Source organism: Paenibacillus sp. FSL F4-0125 (genome assembly GCF_038008565.1).
In the GTDB taxonomy this organism is placed as follows: Bacteria; Bacillota; Bacilli; order Paenibacillales; family Paenibacillaceae; genus Paenibacillus_AQ.
In genome coordinates this window covers 3,094,311-3,109,839 of record NZ_JBBOZJ010000001.1, presented here as the reverse complement: position 1 = coordinate 3,109,839, position 15,529 = coordinate 3,094,311, and the positions used below count along the sequence as shown (strand labels likewise).

The 15,529-nt window shown below is 42.8% G+C and carries 16 protein-coding genes; 4 read left to right on the top strand and 12 right to left on the bottom strand.

Features of this window, described 5'->3' with window-relative positions; genetic code table 11:
- Nucleotides 1-11: 11 nt before the first annotated feature.
- Entirely contained in the window at nt 12-662 is a 651-nt protein-coding gene (locus NST74_RS13600; RefSeq protein ID WP_341112534.1) for a pyridoxamine 5'-phosphate oxidase family protein, read from the bottom strand.
- Nucleotides 659-1,645 (bottom strand): phosphotransferase, encoded by a 987-nt coding sequence (locus tag NST74_RS13595; protein ID WP_341112532.1) that lies wholly within the window; start codon nt 1,643-1,645, stop codon nt 659-661. Before NST74_RS13595 ends, NST74_RS13600 begins: the two co-directional genes overlap by 4 nt.
- 147 nt (nt 1,646-1,792) lie before the next feature.
- Between NST74_RS13595 and NST74_RS13590 the strand changes: the two genes are divergently transcribed.
- Together NST74_RS13590 and NST74_RS13585 are read left to right on the top strand one after the other, a co-directional pair.
- Nucleotides 1,793-2,287, top strand: a complete 495-nt coding sequence (locus tag NST74_RS13590) for a hypothetical protein (RefSeq protein ID WP_042127350.1) — start codon at nt 1,793-1,795, stop codon at nt 2,285-2,287.
- A 97-nt stretch (nt 2,288-2,384) separates the two neighbouring features.
- Entirely contained in the window at nt 2,385-3,143 is a 759-nt protein-coding gene (locus tag NST74_RS13585) for a hypothetical protein (RefSeq protein ID WP_341112531.1), read from the top strand.
- 69 nt (nt 3,144-3,212) lie between these two features.
- On the opposite strand, the gene NST74_RS13580 is transcribed toward NST74_RS13585, so the two are convergent.
- The 3 genes from NST74_RS13580 to NST74_RS13570 are packed head-to-tail and all read right to left on the bottom strand — an operon-like array spanning nt 3,213 to nt 5,687.
- A complete protein-coding gene (locus tag NST74_RS13580) occupies nt 3,213-3,686 on the bottom strand; it encodes a GNAT family N-acetyltransferase (RefSeq protein ID WP_341112530.1) in 474 nt (157 codons plus the stop codon).
- Nucleotides 3,687-3,731: 45 nt separating this feature from the next.
- The gene (locus NST74_RS13575) at nt 3,732-4,781 is read right to left on the bottom strand and encodes a Gfo/Idh/MocA family protein (protein ID WP_341115888.1); all 1,050 of its coding nucleotides are present in this window, start codon (nt 4,779-4,781) and stop codon (nt 3,732-3,734) included.
- A gap of 18 nt (nt 4,782-4,799) precedes the next feature.
- Nucleotides 4,800-5,687, bottom strand: coding sequence for a sugar phosphate isomerase/epimerase family protein (locus NST74_RS13570; protein ID WP_341112529.1), 888 nt, complete (start codon nt 5,685-5,687; stop codon nt 4,800-4,802).
- 123 nt (nt 5,688-5,810) lie between these two features.
- Between NST74_RS13570 and NST74_RS13565 the strand changes: the two genes are divergently transcribed.
- The gene (locus NST74_RS13565; RefSeq protein ID WP_341112528.1) at nt 5,811-6,695 is read left to right on the top strand and encodes a helix-turn-helix domain-containing protein; all 885 of its coding nucleotides are present in this window, start codon (nt 5,811-5,813) and stop codon (nt 6,693-6,695) included.
- A gap of 65 nt (nt 6,696-6,760) precedes the next feature.
- Here NST74_RS13565 and NST74_RS13560 read toward each other — a convergent pair whose 3' ends face one another.
- From NST74_RS13560 to NST74_RS13535, 6 genes are all read right to left on the bottom strand, one after another.
- A complete protein-coding gene (locus tag NST74_RS13560; protein WP_341112527.1) occupies nt 6,761-7,588 on the bottom strand; it encodes a DUF3221 domain-containing protein in 828 nt (275 codons plus the stop codon).
- Nucleotides 7,589-7,664: 76 nt separating this feature from the next.
- Complete coding sequence (locus tag NST74_RS13555) at nt 7,665-8,768, bottom strand: Gfo/Idh/MocA family protein (RefSeq protein ID WP_341112526.1); 1,104 nt, start codon at nt 8,766-8,768, stop codon at nt 7,665-7,667.
- 20 nt (nt 8,769-8,788) lie between these two features.
- Nucleotides 8,789-9,511 carry a ThuA domain-containing protein gene (locus NST74_RS13550; RefSeq protein WP_341112524.1) on the bottom strand — a complete coding sequence of 241 codons (723 nt, stop codon included), beginning with the start codon at nt 9,509-9,511 and terminating at the stop codon, nt 8,789-8,791.
- Between the two features lie 63 nt (nt 9,512-9,574).
- Nucleotides 9,575-10,735 (bottom strand): Gfo/Idh/MocA family protein, encoded by a 1,161-nt coding sequence (locus NST74_RS13545; RefSeq protein ID WP_339290878.1) that lies wholly within the window; start codon nt 10,733-10,735, stop codon nt 9,575-9,577.
- Between the two features lies 1 nt (nt 10,736).
- On the bottom strand, nt 10,737-11,837 hold the full coding sequence (locus NST74_RS13540; RefSeq protein ID WP_341115887.1) for a LacI family DNA-binding transcriptional regulator: 1,101 nt from the start codon (nt 11,835-11,837) through the stop codon (nt 10,737-10,739).
- 70 nt (nt 11,838-11,907) lie between these two features.
- The gene (locus NST74_RS13535; protein WP_076118344.1) at nt 11,908-12,792 is read right to left on the bottom strand and encodes a LysR family transcriptional regulator; all 885 of its coding nucleotides are present in this window, start codon (nt 12,790-12,792) and stop codon (nt 11,908-11,910) included.
- 129 nt (nt 12,793-12,921) lie between these two features.
- Between NST74_RS13535 and NST74_RS13530 the strand changes: the two genes are divergently transcribed.
- On the top strand, nt 12,922-13,815 hold the full coding sequence (locus NST74_RS13530; RefSeq protein WP_341112520.1) for a DMT family transporter: 894 nt from the start codon (nt 12,922-12,924) through the stop codon (nt 13,813-13,815).
- Nucleotides 13,816-13,897: 82 nt separating this feature from the next.
- Here the strand turns inward: NST74_RS13530 and NST74_RS13525 are convergent, their stop codons facing one another.
- A complete protein-coding gene (locus NST74_RS13525; protein WP_341112518.1) occupies nt 13,898-15,397 on the bottom strand; it encodes a DHA2 family efflux MFS transporter permease subunit in 1,500 nt (499 codons plus the stop codon).
- Nucleotides 15,398-15,529: the final 132 nt, after the last annotated feature.

The following is a 15,529-nucleotide window of genomic DNA, read 5'->3' as shown; positions in this document are numbered from 1 at the left end:
TCCTCTCATATCTAATATAAGCGATTCTCGTAGCTGTCTTTTAAAGACTTAGAGACATCGTCTTGAGATAGCCCAAGCTTTTTCGCGTGATCGGCTATGATTACCGAGGGTTTAGGCAGCTCTTCTTTCAAGGGCCAGTACGTATCATCCCATAGATGTGATCTCTTAAAGGCTTTAGCACAATGCATATAACACTCTTCTACTTCAACGGCAATGCCCAATTTCGGTAGTTTACCTTGAGCCTCCATATGAACCATTATTTCTTGATCTTTGATAATTCTTGCCTGTCCATTGATCCTTAAGGTTTCTTCCAATCCAGGAATAATAAATATCAAGCCCACTTTTGAATTTAAGAGGATGTTGCGCATAGAATCAAAACGACGATTACCAGGCCGTTCAGGAATTACTAAATGCTTGTCGTCTAACACATATACAAAACCTGGAGCATCCCCACGCGGAGATACATCACAATTACCTGATGAATCACTTGTTGCTATAAAGAGTAACGGTGATTTGGAAATATAATCTCGGCAATGGTGATCGATAAGGGTTATACTCTTGTTATTTACCAATTCACTGGGATACCCATACATTGACCTTAGTTCTTCTTCAGAGTCTATAACTTCTTTAAAAATCTCTTCACTGCCCAGCTCATTTTTCATTTGATCACCTCTAAATTTCTGAAATAATCCATTTTACTATCGATAAATCCATTGTCAAAGTCAGCGGCACCAATAAGTTCACCCTCACTGAAACATAAAGCAAATAACCAAAGCTGTCTAAGCGCAACGAACATAGGAACAGCACTAATATCATTGTCACTGAGATTTCTTAAGCTTCTGTATCCATTTAAAAATGCTGCCCATAACCGCTCTACTTCATCTTTATTATGGCCACTATGAATCTCTCTTGCTAATCTAAACTCTGCGATATCATAGGCTCTCCATCCGTAACCACAAATATCGAAATCATAATGAGTTAATTTCCCCTCGTCCGTGAAAGTCACATTCGTATTCCCATGCAAATCGCCATGGCAGATGCCCCAGTCGAGCCCCGCTTCCAGATGAACTTCAATCTGCGCTTTTAATTGTTTGGCAAGGTCATACAGGAACTGATAATCCTCTTGTCGATGCTTCATATGCAGTTTGATCATATGAAGCGGTTTCTCAATTAAATGCTCAAAATCAAGTTTACCTCTTACATGTGCACTCTTAAAGTTGTCCGTAGCTGTGTGGATTTGTGCAACTGACTGGCCAAATAAGTAGCTGTCTTCTACCGCATGAATAGGCTTTTCATTTCCTACAGCAAAACTAAACATAACGCCATACTTCACACCCTCAGGCACCAAAAACTTGTTAATCATCATCCCATCTACCCGAGAAATAGGAATGGAGACGTTCACACCTTTTCCATGCAAATCGTTCAATAATTCTAATTCAAAATTTATGTCCGATTTATTCCGTCTATCCGCACGATACACACGAAAAATGTATTTTTCCAGTGCTGTTTCTAAAATATATGTATCGTTCATACCTCTAAGAAAATACTGCAGCTGTACGGGTTCATGAATATCATAATGATCTTGAATATGTAATAATAACGCGTCTGTTGACAAGAGTGAGTATGTAATAGGAAAAAAACTCAAGTGTATCCCATCCCTTTAGGTTTTTGATAGTACTATTTACACCATACCATATTTAGGGAATTGAATCATTTCCTTCTTAAATTCGCGAGACCAATGTATGGTAATATAAGTATAATAAGACAGAATCAAATACATGGAGGTGCTCGAATGCGTAAATCATCATTGATTTTGAGTATAATTTTATTATCACTATCGTTAATTATGGGATGTAGCTCAGAAGTGGATGATGCCACTAAGGCCGCTGAGAAGTACAAAAATGTTGAATATACTGTCAAGGTTTCTGATGAGTTGTTTTCTACTGAATCCATTCTAGCGCGGAATGAAGAAATGAAACCGTATTTTACTGAATACTATACCGAAAAGGCTATAGGGAGCCGAATCACAACTATCCCTTACCAAATCGCTAATAAACAGAAGCTTTCTTTAGAACCAGATAACCTAAAGTTCACCCTCTCCGATCAAAAGAAAGATATTGTTGAGTTAAAATATACTTGTGATCTTGTTTTGTTGGATAAGGATGACAAAGAAAGTAAACGTGTCCCTTTGGAGGGAATACTGACTATGTTTGATGTGGATGGTCAATGGTTAGTGCAAGGAGATCGTTTTGACTCGGAGGCTTTAATGAAACTGATTTATGACTAAACACCCTTCATATACCATATTATTACTGGAACATATTATCTAACAATAGTAATATTAATTTCCAGTACATAGTAATATGATAAGGAGCTAATGAGTCATGAAGCGAACTGCATGGATCATAGTAACATTACTTTTATTATTGGGGAGTGTTCCAATTACTGCGTCAGCAAAAGCAGCAACTGCAAAATCATGGAAGACACTTTACTCTGAGTATATCAAGAAAACATTAATGGATGCTACTAGAGACAGGTCTTATGACGATAACTTCAATTATTTCACTTTAGTAGATTTGAACTTTGATGGTACTCCCGAACTTATACATGGGTATTCTTTTCGTTTCATTCAGCCCATCAACATTGCTCTAACCGTCCAAAATGGAAAAATCATTCCATTCAATTACCAAGGAAAGCTGAAGGATAATTCAGAGGGTATATTTAATGTAGGTATGGGTGGATTTCTACCGCGCGATGAAAATCGTGGCCTACATCTCTATAAGAACAAAAAAGATGGAACATTACGTTATATCTCTTTTGTAGATGGCAGTGGTTCGTACAATTCTAATTTGCAGGTTTTCGAGATTAGTTTCCAAGGAACCAAATTTAATGACAAGGAGATATTCTTGACCGACATTCCAGATCAAGAAAAAACGGATGATTTGCCAAGCTATTATGTAAATCAAAAAGAATTGAATAAATCCGCCTATGATAAGGCGAATAAGCAATATTTTTCAAATTTAACGTTAGTACCAAGTAAAGTAATCACTGCAAACTATACAGACCTGTTTAATCATGAAGTTAACAAATTCGTTCCAAATGGAATTGCTAATTTTATAAGTCGTTATTCTTCATCCAAATAAAGCTTGTTGATTGATCTTCTTTCATTAGTTAAAAAGCAGACTGCTCACCATAGCAATCTGCTTTTTTGATTAAATCAGCTTTTTACTCATCCGATAATTAATTAACAGTACTCCTTTTCGTTCTACACTTTGTTTCATCAAAAGCTGGTATCCCTGTCGTTCAAAAAAGGGCTTAGCTGTAATACTTGCTTCGGTATCCATCTCATGAAGACCAAGCTCTCTCGCTTTCAATTCAAGCTTGTTCACGAGAGCAGAGGCTACGCCTTGGCCTTGGAAATCTTTGTGGACATAAAGACGATCCAAATGTCCTTCCAACGTCATATCCGAAAAGCCAACTATGTATCCTTTCAGTTCGGCTACATAAGTAATATTTTGACGTAAAGAAGTGCTCCATGTATTAAGTTTGAGGGACTTTTCCTCTTTAGGTGCCCAAGCATCAAGCTGTTCTTGTGAATAGTCTTGTTTGTTTACAGAATGAACCGTCTCATAGAACAATGAAATAAGCTGACTAATATCCGATTCTCGATAAGCCCTGATTTCCATTCATCTTTCTCCTTGCTGGCATTGCTTCTATTTCACAAGTACTATTTACAGCTCTGAAGCACTCATGAACTGGATAAGATCAATTTTCTGACTTGTTTTAGCACTTTCCAGCGCTCCAAATACCATTGCCATACTATACCGATTATCTCTACAATTCGTCTCTGCTGGACGCTCTTCTGCTAGGGACAGGAACATTTCCTCCAAACATCCTTGATGAAAGGTTTTGTCCATATCAACAATCTCTCCATTTACACGCTCAACATCACGAATAAATTTATCACTCTGATCTCCTGCTACGACTACTTCTGCATATGGCATTTCATGACCATCCCAAATCGCAGTTCCTTTTTCCCCATTCAGACGCCAAGCTGCTTCCCAAGAGGTAGAGGCACCTTCTGCACACCAAGACCCCTGATAAGTAAATACAGACCCATCCGACATCTCAAAGATACAGACTGCCGACGCATTCCCCTTATACCATGATCCGGGTGGATTAAACTCCTGGCAGTAAACAGATATCGGATTGGCTCCACTTATAAATCGAGCCTGATCAAAGGTATGAATCGCCATATCCAGCAGTAGAGGACTTTCCATGACATCACGGAACCCCCCGAAATGAGCGCCGAGGAAAAAGCTAGCACCGATATACCCTACTCTCCCAATGGTATCAGACTCGATTAAGCCACGTAAAGTACGAATACGAGGGTCATAACGGCGATTTTGCATCACAGCATGGGCATTTCCGGTTCTTTCTGAGATTTCAACAATCTTAGTGCATTCTTCCATCGTTTCGGCTAGTGGCTTCTCACTAAACACATTACAACCATGTTCTAATGCAGTGCTAGAAATACTGTAATGGCTTCCCGGAACTGTAACGTCAAAGACAAGGTTAGCTTCGGTCTCTTGAATCGCCTGTTTAATGTCAGTAAACGTTAGACAAGGAATTCCGTGCTTTGCTGCCATCGCTTGCGCTGACTCCAAACGTATATCTACGAGAGCGACGATCTGAATGTCTGAACGTGATAAAGCGTATTCAATCCAGGCGTTAGCCATTCCTCCGCAACCTGCAACCGCTACACGGTACTGAGCTGTCATCATTCTCCCCCTCTACGGTTACAGCGGATTAGGTACAAAGCTACCGCCCCGGCATTGTTTCAAATAATTTAAAGCATGTACTTGTCCCATCATTTCCAGCTCATCCCGATAAACAGGATCATGCCAGCCTTCAATATCAATCGTACCTTTATAACCTGCCTGACGCAAAATAGAAATAACATCGGTCCAGTTCGTATCTCCAAAGCCCGGAGTACGGTGCCATACATAAGGATTGGGGCCATGAATACCATATTCTTTTACGATATCCCAAGCAATGGTGGCATCCTTACCATGTACATGAAAGATCTTATCTGTCCATTTACGTAGCTGCGGAATCGGATCAATCAATTGGACCATCTGATGACATGGCTCCCATTCGAGCCCTATATTATCAGCAGCCACAGCATTGAACATCTTCTCCCAAGCTAATGGATTGTGAGCAATATTCCAGTCACCTGATCCCCAGTCTCCACCCATGGAACAGTTCTCAAACGCGATTCGCAAACCGCGATCCGCTGCTCTTTTGGACAACTCTCCAAACACCTCGGTGAACTTCGGAATAGATTCATCAATGGATACCCCTGGCAGCCTTCCTGTAAAACCTGATACCATATCTGTTCCGAACAAATGAGCATGATCAATCAGTCGCTCCCAGCTCGCGATTGCATCGGAATTATCACCTGTATTCGTCAAAGGATTGCCGAAGATCCCTACAGATGAGATCACGAAGTCATGTTCTGCTGCAAGCTCTTGCACACGCTTTCCAGTTTCTACGAGATCTGTTTCCCCTGTAGTTTGCCAGAAGGTTAAGCTAAAAGATTCAAATCCATGCCCTACAATTTGCGGAATCACTCTTACAGCGTCGCCGCCGCCTACTAATGTTCCAATTCGCATTGTATCCTTCATCTTGTGACCACTCCAATATTGGTTTATAGTAAGTGCTATAACCCGAGTATATACTGGTTCTGAGCTTAAAACTCTTATTATCTTGTGTTTATATAGTCGTATCTTGTGGGAGTTGTGTGAAATATGAGTTACCCTAATGATCTTAAAGAATATCCTCAATTAGAAGAAAAAACGTATCCCTTCCGATTATTTTTTAATGAATGCAAGAACGCAAAGATCGGTCAGAATATCCTTTTTTTGCACTGGCATGAGCATTTCGAAATCATCATTATGCAGGAAGGCAGCGCCATTTTTCACATAGACAGCAAGCCCTATGAACTGCATGCCGGAGAGGTATTGTTTGTTCCCTCTGGAGGATTGCATGTTGGATACAGTCTGAGGGATGATCATGTTCGTTTTATCTCCGTCGTATTCCATAGTTCTTTATTTAAGGATTGGAAGCAGGATCCTCAGCATGAGCAGTTTGTAGTCCCTTATTTAGAGAATCGTTATCAGCTGCCAGTCAAACCTGCAGAGCTTGTACCCACCTGCTCCACATATTTTTCTCTTCTGGATACCATCGTTGATGAAGTACTGCAGAAAGGTCCTGCTTTTCAACTGGTCATCAAGAATCAACTGCATTTACTCTTTGTGCTGCTCTCTCGCACCTTTCTACCTGAACAGGTTTCTGGTAGAACGAATGAGCGGCATTCCTTTAATCGCGAACGTTTTAAGCCACTACTAGAGTACATGGAGAACCATTTCGATGACAAAATGACCGTAGAAAGCGCCGCAAGATCTGTAAATCTAAATCCTTATCATTTCTGCAAAACCTTTAAGAAGCTAACAGGCCGAACCTTCATCGATTATGTTAATCTTTGCCGAGTAAATGAAGCAGAACGATTGCTGCTCGAGACAGATTTCACTGTGACTGAGATTGCCGGGAGAGTGGGCTGCGACAATCCCAATTACTTTACCAAGCTATTCAAGCAGTATAAAGGTATTACCCCTTCAACGGTTCGGAAATAGGAGGTTCTGTCTCTGTTCGCAAAAATAGCACCGTTCGCCTCTCGCAAACGGTGCTGGTTATAGGATTATTCCATTGCAGTAAGCTCTAGCCTCCGCACACTTGCAAGCGCGGGAAAAGATTCATCCACCGTACCGGTACTCCATAGCTCAACCTGCTGCCCTACTTTCAAATCCTTAAAGCTAATCGATTCTCCAGCTTCATTAAACATTGTTGACTTCTGATTGAATGAGAACCAGTAAGAGGGATCTTCCATACCAGGTTCAAGGATGAGAATCCGCTTCGCCTGTTTGGTATCGATCTGTACGATTTGACCTATTACATGTGGTTCGCCTAGCTCTGAAATGTCGTAGGTCAACATATCCGGAGCGATCCACTTTTCTATCTCAAGTATGGCAGGTTCAGCATAATCAGATGGAATTGTAATCGTTACTTTATTACCCATCGTGTCCACACCGGAACCGTATAGATTAAGCTTCTGGTAGAGTTCTTGTTTAAGCAAAAGCTCTTGTGCAGCTAATAGCTCTTGCATCGAATATTTAACATCATGGAGCTCATAAGTACCTGCCGCGAAAGTCTGAGCAAACCGCTGCTCGATCTGCTTGCTCAAACCCACGATATTGATATGAACCTTATTATCCTGTAGATAGATATCTCCGTTAGGAATCTTCTGAGCCGACAGGAAAGCTTTAACCGCCTCTGGATCACTGGAGTAAAGCACTTTTTCAGCTTCAGGATCTTCTATTTCAGCACTCGCAGTAGCCAAGATATCTGGATTTGCAGTAATTGCAGCAGCTGGAGCCGGCTCTTTATTCGATTGTTGATCTTCTGAACAACCACTTATGAATAGAATAACAACAGCTATCACTATCCAGCTGCCAATCCTCTTACGCATCCTTGTCACTCCCTCACTCTTTATCTTCTCAAACGGAGATTGGAAGTGATAGGTTGCAGATTCAAAAATGAATTCTCTAATCTAATGTATAAGGAGCGAGTCCAATCGGAAGAGCTTCAGGACGGGTGCAGGTACTCTCCATTTCGTAGAATGAATTAGCATCTGAAGAATCATGGAATGCCCACATCGCTTCTAGTACATGATAAGCCAATTCTCCACTGGCGCGGTGTTTTCTTCCCGTCCGAATGGCATAAGCCATATCCGCTGGACCAATTCCGCGCGTATTTTGATCATATCCAGATAACAGCGTTTGCTCTGTCCATTCATTCTCACCCATGAGCCGGAATTTCACCGGACCGCCAAAGTTATTAGGATCCGGCACTTGAATTGTTCCAAGTGTTCCGTAGATTTCTATATGCGGCAGGTTACTGCCGCCAAAAATATCAAAGCTTGTAATCAGCGTTGCAATGGCTCCATTCTCAAATCTTAATGTTCCGGCAACGTGAGTTGGAATTTGAACAGGAATTTTATTACCCAATTTCTTCTCACTTGTAATCGTGCGTTCTTCTAGCGCTTTACCAGTCATCCCGCTAACCGTACGAATTGGACCCAATAACTGCACCAATGCTGTCAAATAGTATGGTCCCATATCGAACATTGGACCTCCACCAGCAGCATAGTAGAATTCTGGATCTGGATGCCAATGTTCATGACCACGCCCCATCATAAATGAGGTAGCTGCAACGGGTTCGCCAATAACACCCTCCTCAATCAGGTTCAAAACGGTTTGAATGCCCGATCCAAAGAATGTCTCCGGGGCGCTGCCCACTAATACGCCCTTTTCGCGTGCCGCAGACAGAACTTGGCGTCCTTCTTCTCTCGTCACAGCTAGTGGTTTCTCAACGTATACATGTTTACCCGCTTCAATAGCTTTCAGGCATACTTCCGCATGAACCGCTGGAATCGTCAGGTTGATAACGATCTCTATCTCCGGATCATTCAGTAATTGCTCTGTGGTATAAACGTTCGGAATATTGTATTTATCCGCTTGCTCCTGTGCTCTAGCCAAGTCCAAGTCCGCACAGGCAACTAGATCCAGAATCTCGAACTTCTGGCAGTTCTCCATATAGATACTGCTAATTTTACCGCATCCGATAATTCCTACTTTGACTTTATCCATTTCTTGATCGCTCCCAGAGATTATTGACTGTCTGCCATTCCGCTATAGCTACTACTAACCGCTGAAAGATGGGATTGTGCGTGAGTTTTTCCCTCGGCAGCCCATAGCAGTCCTCTGCGCATCATTTCCTTTACCTGTGGCATAGCTACAATATCCGCATGATGTCCAAGTGAATTATAATACACTCTGCCATGACCCCATCGTTTGGTCCAAGCTACTGGCATATCCACGGCTTTGTTGAAGGAATGCGGGCCTTCAACAACTGGAAACCGAGTCGTTGCAAGTACTTCTACAGCCGGATCAACATGCAGATAATATTGCTCTGAACAAACGGTGAAGTCTTCTAATCCCTCTACCAAAGGACTTGAGCTTTGGCAAATCTCTACGGTGTAGTTCACACCATCATTGCCGGGATGAGCCACCCATTGTCCCCCCGTCATAAACTGCCAATCCACATTATTTCGGAAAGAATCACACATCCCGCCATGACATCCTGCAAGACCCGTACCGTTCTGTACAGCTGCCGAGACATTATCCACTAGCTTCTGATCGATTGTCCCCATTGTCCATACCGGAACGATCAAATCTAATCCAAGAAGCTTCTCTGCATCACCAAAAGCCTCAAGTGTATTCGATACCTCCACTTCAAACTGTTCCTCTTGTAACAACTTAGCGAATATATCAGCTACCAGTTCAGGCTCATGGCCATCCCAGCCGCCCCATACAATCAATGCTTTTCTCATTCTCAGCACTCCTTCTATTAGAGGTTGTTAAAAAGTCCGCTTTTGATCACGCATTTTTGTTGATTACATCTCAGATATATCGACCCACCGGCGCTGTTCAATAGAGCGTTCTACAGCTTCTAACACAGCTTGACATTTCACTCCGTCATGGAAATTAGGTTCAGGCTGACGTCCTTCTTCTATCGCATTGGATAACTCCAACATCTCGTGAATAAACGTATGTTCAAAGCCAATCGTATGACCCGGCGGCCACCAAGCCTCCGCATATTCATGCGCAGGATCTGTAGCCAGCACACGCCGAAAGCCCTGTACATCCTCTGCGTCTGAGGTTAAATAGACTTCAAGTTCATTCATCCGCTCAAAATCGAATTTCACACTACCTAGACTGCCGTTTATCTCAAATGAATTGGTAGAGCGATGGCCTGCTGCGAACCGCGTAGCTTCAAAACTACCCAAGGCACCGTTTGCAAAACGGGCTAAAAACAATGTCGCATCATCAACAGTAACCTTTCCCTTTGGTGCATCCTTGTCCCCTTTAGCGCTTAATCCGGTCATTTCAGCGGCGAGCGGACGTTCTTTAATGAAGGTCTCACTCATGCCGATTACTTCCTTCACATCACCTACTAAGAAATGTGCCAAATCAATGAGATGCGCACCCAAATCACCATGTGAGCCTGAACCCGCAATCTCCTTCTGCAATCTCCACACTAACGGGAACTCCGGATCAATAATCCAATCTTGTAGAAACCATGCTCGAAAATGATAGATTTCTCCAAGCCGTCCACTCTCAACTAGCTTCTTAGCAAGTCTAACCGCTGGTGAAAAGCGATAATTAAAACCAACCATATGTGTAACCCCTGCATCTTCAGCGGCTTGCAGCATTTCACGGGAATCCGCCAAGGTCAGCGCGAGTGGTTTCTCACAAAAAATATGCTTACCTGCTTTGGCTGCAGCCAAAGCTATCTCCTTATGTGCGTTGCTAGGGGCATTTATATCAATAAGATCAATATCCTCACGAGTGATTAAATCTTTCCAATCCGTTACACAATCCGACCATCCTAACTGAGTGGCAGCCTCTTCAAGCGCTTCAGCATTCCGTCCACAAATCACAGACATCTCTGGCTTAAGCGCTTTCGGGAAAAACATTGGCAGACTGCGGTAAGCATTACTGTGAGCCTTACCCATAAATTTATAACCGATCATTCCAATGCGAAGCTGTTTCATCTTATTCCTCCTTAGGATTCATAATTATTGATGAAGCTCGTATTACTAATTCTGTCGGTAGTTTAATCTGGATGGTTTGGGAGGACGCTGCCGTTTCTGAGAGGCTACACCCCAGCAATTCTAGTACCTTAGTTACAGCGATTTCACCCAGCTCATAAAAGGGAACATGCACACTGCTTAAGGCGGGGGTTGTAAGCTCAGCGGCATCCGAATCATCATAGCCCACCATAGCTGGAATACGATCCTTTGGGATACCTAGCTCCTGCAAACCTTGTTGCAAACCAATAGCCATTCGATCATTTGCGGCTACAATGGCATCAATCTCATTCAGCAGAGGCAACATCTCTTTGGCAGCCTTAACACCGCTTTTACGGCTGAAATTCCCTTCGAATAAAAGTGAAACATCCAAAGGAAGGTTCGACTCCTCCAACGCACGCCCATAACCAGTTAAACGATCTCGGCTGTTCGAATAAGATGCCGGGCCGTTTAGAAAGGCAATCCTCGTCAACCCCTGATCAAGGAAGTGCTTGACCGCTTTACGGCTTCCTTCAACATGATCAGCATCCACCTCATGAAAGGCCTCTCCTTCAAAATGCTGATTAATCAGGCAAAACGGGTGACCTTCCACCTTCAATCGGCGAAGTGAGGCTAGCTCACCTGGTTCTTCTTTGGCACCGAGTACAATGCAAGCATCAATCTTCCGCATCTTAAACAATGCGCTATAGTCCATTGGCTCTTCAGCGTTTCGAAACAGCATTAACAGATCATAGCCCTCTTCTCGCGCCTTACTCCCAATGCCGCTTAATATTTCCGAAAAATAATGAGTGGAGAACAAGCGAGCTTTTGGCAAATAAGGCATGACTACACCGAGATTCCCACTCCTTCTTCGAGCAAAGCTCTGAGCGAGTGAGCTAGGAGTATATCCCAGCTTTAGAGCAGCGGCCAACACCCGTTCCTTCGTTTCTTCCTTGAGCGGACCTACATTGTTTAGCACACGAGAGACTGTGGCTTCTGAGACTCCGGCAAGCTCGGCAACCTCTTTACGGCTGGCGATAGAAATCCCTCCTACGAAAGCGCATTCAATAAATGTACGCGCGTACATTCTCTCATGAACCATGCCCTTCGTCAACCCTAATTTTGGATATTAAAAATAATAAATCCCCTGAAATAAATCAGGGGATTTTATCATTGCCCATCAACCACGCTTGTACATGCTTTAGGAATTTTTTAGTGGCAGGAGAAGCGTATTTCATGGAATGTACAGCAATCCCCAGTGATCTGAAACTACGTTCCTCCAATTCAAGCATCGTTACATTATAATTCTGACGAGTTAATACAAGCTCTGGCAAAATACTAATTCCAAGCCCCTTCTCCACCATGGCCATAATGGCATAATCATCACCTGCTGAGAACTTAATATTCGGTTTGATGCCTGCCTTATCCAGTACACGTCTAACATCATAATCCGAACCTGCCTTTGGTATGATGAAATCCTCTTTAGCAATTTGGGATAAGGATAGAAACGGCTCAGCACTAAGCGGATTTTCTTTGGACACGATGCCTAGCATCCTATCCTTTTTTAAGGGAATGACATCGAACTTATCGCGTGTAGGCAGAGAAATAAAACCACAGTCAACGACTCCAGCCTCGATCCATTGCTCAACCTCTAAGTAACCACCTTCCATCAACCTGATTTCTATATAGGGGTACTCACTGCGAAATTGCTTAATCATTCCTGGCAGCCAATGCACAGATACACTGGTGAATGTACCGATGGTAATGGTCCCTACCTCTAGCCCATGTATATCTGCCACCTCCTGCTTCAACTTTTCATTCCACTTAAGAATTTCACGGATAGGCTGTAGCACCTGCTCCCCATTTACCGTCAATTTAACGCCGGATCTATTTCTAATTAATAACGTGAAACCAAACTCCATCTCCAAGCTACTAATCGTGTGGCTAATTCCAGATTGCGTAAAGCCCAGCACATCTGCTGCTTTTGTTAAGCTCCCTAGCTCTACAACCTTTAGAAAAATCTCATATTTATTAATGCTCAACCTCTATCCCTCACCTTTTTAAATTACATAAGTTTTACTCATGTATCCTATGATAAACATTCAGTTACCTTATGTATAGAGCCGTATTATACTAAATTGAGTTGAAAATGAAGAAGGATGGATGACGAGATGAAACCGCTCAAAGCTGAGCTGATGCTGTTAGTTGTAACATTATTTTGGGGTTCTTCCTACATATTTATGAAAATGGGGTTAGGTACGTTAGGTGAATTCAATCTGATTGCACTCCGCTTCGGGCTTGCTTTTATATTAGCCGCAGTGATCTTTCATAAACGCTTAAGAAAAGCTGACATCAAAACACTGAAATATGGTGCTTTACTCGGATTCTTACTCCTCGGCGTGTTCACATGTATAACGTTCGGACTGAAGACTACGACTACCTCCAACGCAGGATTTTTAGTAGCCCTTACGGTCATTTTTGTACCGATACTAGATCGAGCACTTTTCAAAAAAAGAGTCGCACCTCCGCAAGTTTTTGGCTCCATACTCGCTATAGCTGGAATCGGACTCCTTACATTAAACGCTACCTTAAAAATCCAACCCGGTGACTTCCTTTGTATTCTCTCAGCGGTGTTTTATGCGGTCCAGATCTTATTTACTGGAAAGGCAGTCAAAGAATGTGATTCACTGAATATTGGGATCTTGCAGTTAGGATTTGCCGGAGGGTTTGCTTTAGTGTTATCTGCACTGTTCGAGACACCTTCGCTGCCTTCAACTTTACCGGCATGGATAGCGATCCTCGCACTTGGGATTCTCTGTAGTGCCTGCGGATTCATCTTACAACCGATAGCTCAAAAATATACGACACCAACCCGCACCGGACTGATTTTCTCCCTTGAGCCGGTATTCGCTGCGCTGTTTGGTTATTGGTTCGCCGCTGAGAAGCTATCGATGCAAGGGTATGCTGGCGCAGCCCTTGTTCTACTGGGGATTGTAGCATCAGAGCTACTCGGTAAAGTTAATGTCAGTCCTCAGTGGACTCAGAAGAAACCAGAACATCTATAAAATGATTTTCTAATACAAAAGGCGTCGTTAGCTATGCAAGCTGAACGACGCCTTTTTATATTAACTTAGATTATCGTATGAATTAATGTCCCATCATCATGGCAGTATCCGCCTTCTGACCCTCTTCGGAGGAAGAATCATTAGCGGAAAGCTTCGGTTTGCGCAGGATAATACTCATGAGTACACCGACTACAGCTATACAGCCAGAAAGGAAGAATACATCATCGAAGCCCAGTACTGCCGCTGTCAAAGGATTGCTTCCTGCTTTCAGTGCCCCCATGTGTACAGTAATTTGACTTGTCAAATAACCTGTTAAACCTGCAACCGCAAAGGCCACCACTACCTGCTGTGCAGCCGCTGTAAGCGATGTGACCCGGCTTACCAAATCACGTGACGCTGCATTCAGAACATGTGTATTGAGTGGCATCATCGCTATACCCATCCCAAATCCTAATAAAGCAAGATACATCATAATGGTGTTTAAGCTTGTAGTTATCGTAATCCCCGATAGAAGGAATAAGGTAACTGTTATGATGCTCAGACCCACAAATGCCAGCGGGCGTGCCCCTATCTTATCAAACAATTTACCACCAAGCGGCATGCCGATTACACATGCTAAAGCTTGTGGAAGCAGAATTAACCCTGTCTCTAATGGTGTATAAGCCCGGATCTGCTGTAAGTATAGCGGTACAAACAACATGGAACCAAACAATGCGGCTTGCATGACCCAAGTTAAAATAATACCGCGGGTGAAATCTGAGGAACGAAACACACGAAGATCAAGCAGAGGCTGCTTATGCCGCAGTTCAACGATTATAAATAGAATCAGTGCAACACCCCCAACAGCTAACCCGAGGATTGCAGGAGTCGATGACCAGCTATTCGCTCCACCTTCATTTACTCCATATGCCAGCATAGAGAACGCAATTGGAGCCAGTATAATACCTAGTATATCGAGATTGCCTTTACCGATCTTCTCCGTCTTGGGTAGATACTTCACACCAAGAATAATACCAACAATCCCAATCGGCACGTTAATCAGGAAGATCCAATGCCAGCTAACATATTCAACAAGCCATCCGGACAATATTGGGCCAAGTGCAGGTGCAAGCAGCATGGGAATCCCAAGCATCCCCATAATCGACCCTCTTCGTTCTGCTGGAGCTAACTTAAACACCATGGCCATCCCAATAGGAGCTACCATACCCCCACCAAGACCTTGGATCACTCGAAAAATAACAAGCTGCGAAGAAGTTTGAGCTATAGAACATAACATGGAGCCAAGAATGAACAACGTGAGCGTCACCAGAAACACCTGTTTAGAACCGAAGCGATCAGTCATCCAGCCTGCGAGCGGTATTACAGCAGCTAAAGCTAACGTGTAGCCTGTAATCGCCCACTGAATCGTTTTTAGATCTGAAGAAAAATAATCGACCAGTTTGGGTATAGCCACATTCACGACGGTGCCATCCAGAATAACCATAATCATTCCGACGATAATAGCAAGAAGCGGGGGGAGGATAGCTCTTAGTGAGAATGGCCGTTCTTCTGTCGGGCTACTCTGAGTAATTGATTTTGTCATCCAGTACTCCACTCTTTTCTCTAATTTAGTTAAATGCTTTAACGATTATTTCAAATTTTAATTTACCTTCGATGAATGTGAAAGTCAACAAATAAAACCCTTTTTTACAATAAAAATACATTGCATTTACTT

Bases quoted from the DNA above. Each gene is read 5' to 3' on its own strand.
- NST74_RS13570 (WP_341112529.1), bottom strand. From the start codon at position 5,687: ATGAAGGATACAATGCGAATTGGAACATTAGTAGGCGGCGGCGACGCT.
- NST74_RS13590 (WP_042127350.1), top strand. From the start codon at position 1,793: ATGCGTAAATCATCATTGATTTTGAGTATAATTTTATTATCACTATCG.
- NST74_RS13600 (WP_341112534.1), bottom strand. From the start codon at position 662: ATGAAAAATGAGCTGGGCAGTGAAGAGATTTTTAAAGAAGTTATAGAC.
- NST74_RS13560 (WP_341112527.1), bottom strand. From the start codon at position 7,588: ATGCGTAAGAGGATTGGCAGCTGGATAGTGATAGCTGTTGTTATTCTA.
- NST74_RS13525 (WP_341112518.1), bottom strand. From the start codon at position 15,397: ATGACAAAATCAATTACTCAGAGTAGCCCGACAGAAGAACGGCCATTC.
- NST74_RS13550 (WP_341112524.1), bottom strand. From the start codon at position 9,511: ATGAGAAAAGCATTGATTGTATGGGGCGGCTGGGATGGCCATGAGCCT.
- NST74_RS13545 (WP_339290878.1), bottom strand. From the start codon at position 10,735: ATGAAACAGCTTCGCATTGGAATGATCGGTTATAAATTTATGGGTAAG.
- NST74_RS13540 (WP_341115887.1), bottom strand. From the start codon at position 11,837: ATGTACGCGCGTACATTTATTGAATGCGCTTTCGTAGGAGGGATTTCT.
- NST74_RS13575 (WP_341115888.1), bottom strand. From the start codon at position 4,781: ATGACAGCTCAGTACCGTGTAGCGGTTGCAGGTTGCGGAGGAATGGCT.
- NST74_RS13565 (WP_341112528.1), top strand. From the start codon at position 5,811: ATGAGTTACCCTAATGATCTTAAAGAATATCCTCAATTAGAAGAAAAA.
- NST74_RS13530 (WP_341112520.1), top strand. From the start codon at position 12,922: ATGAAACCGCTCAAAGCTGAGCTGATGCTGTTAGTTGTAACATTATTT.
- NST74_RS13580 (WP_341112530.1), bottom strand. From the start codon at position 3,686: ATGGAAATCAGGGCTTATCGAGAATCGGATATTAGTCAGCTTATTTCA.
- NST74_RS13585 (WP_341112531.1), top strand. From the start codon at position 2,385: ATGAAGCGAACTGCATGGATCATAGTAACATTACTTTTATTATTGGGG.
- NST74_RS13555 (WP_341112526.1), bottom strand. From the start codon at position 8,768: ATGGATAAAGTCAAAGTAGGAATTATCGGATGCGGTAAAATTAGCAGT.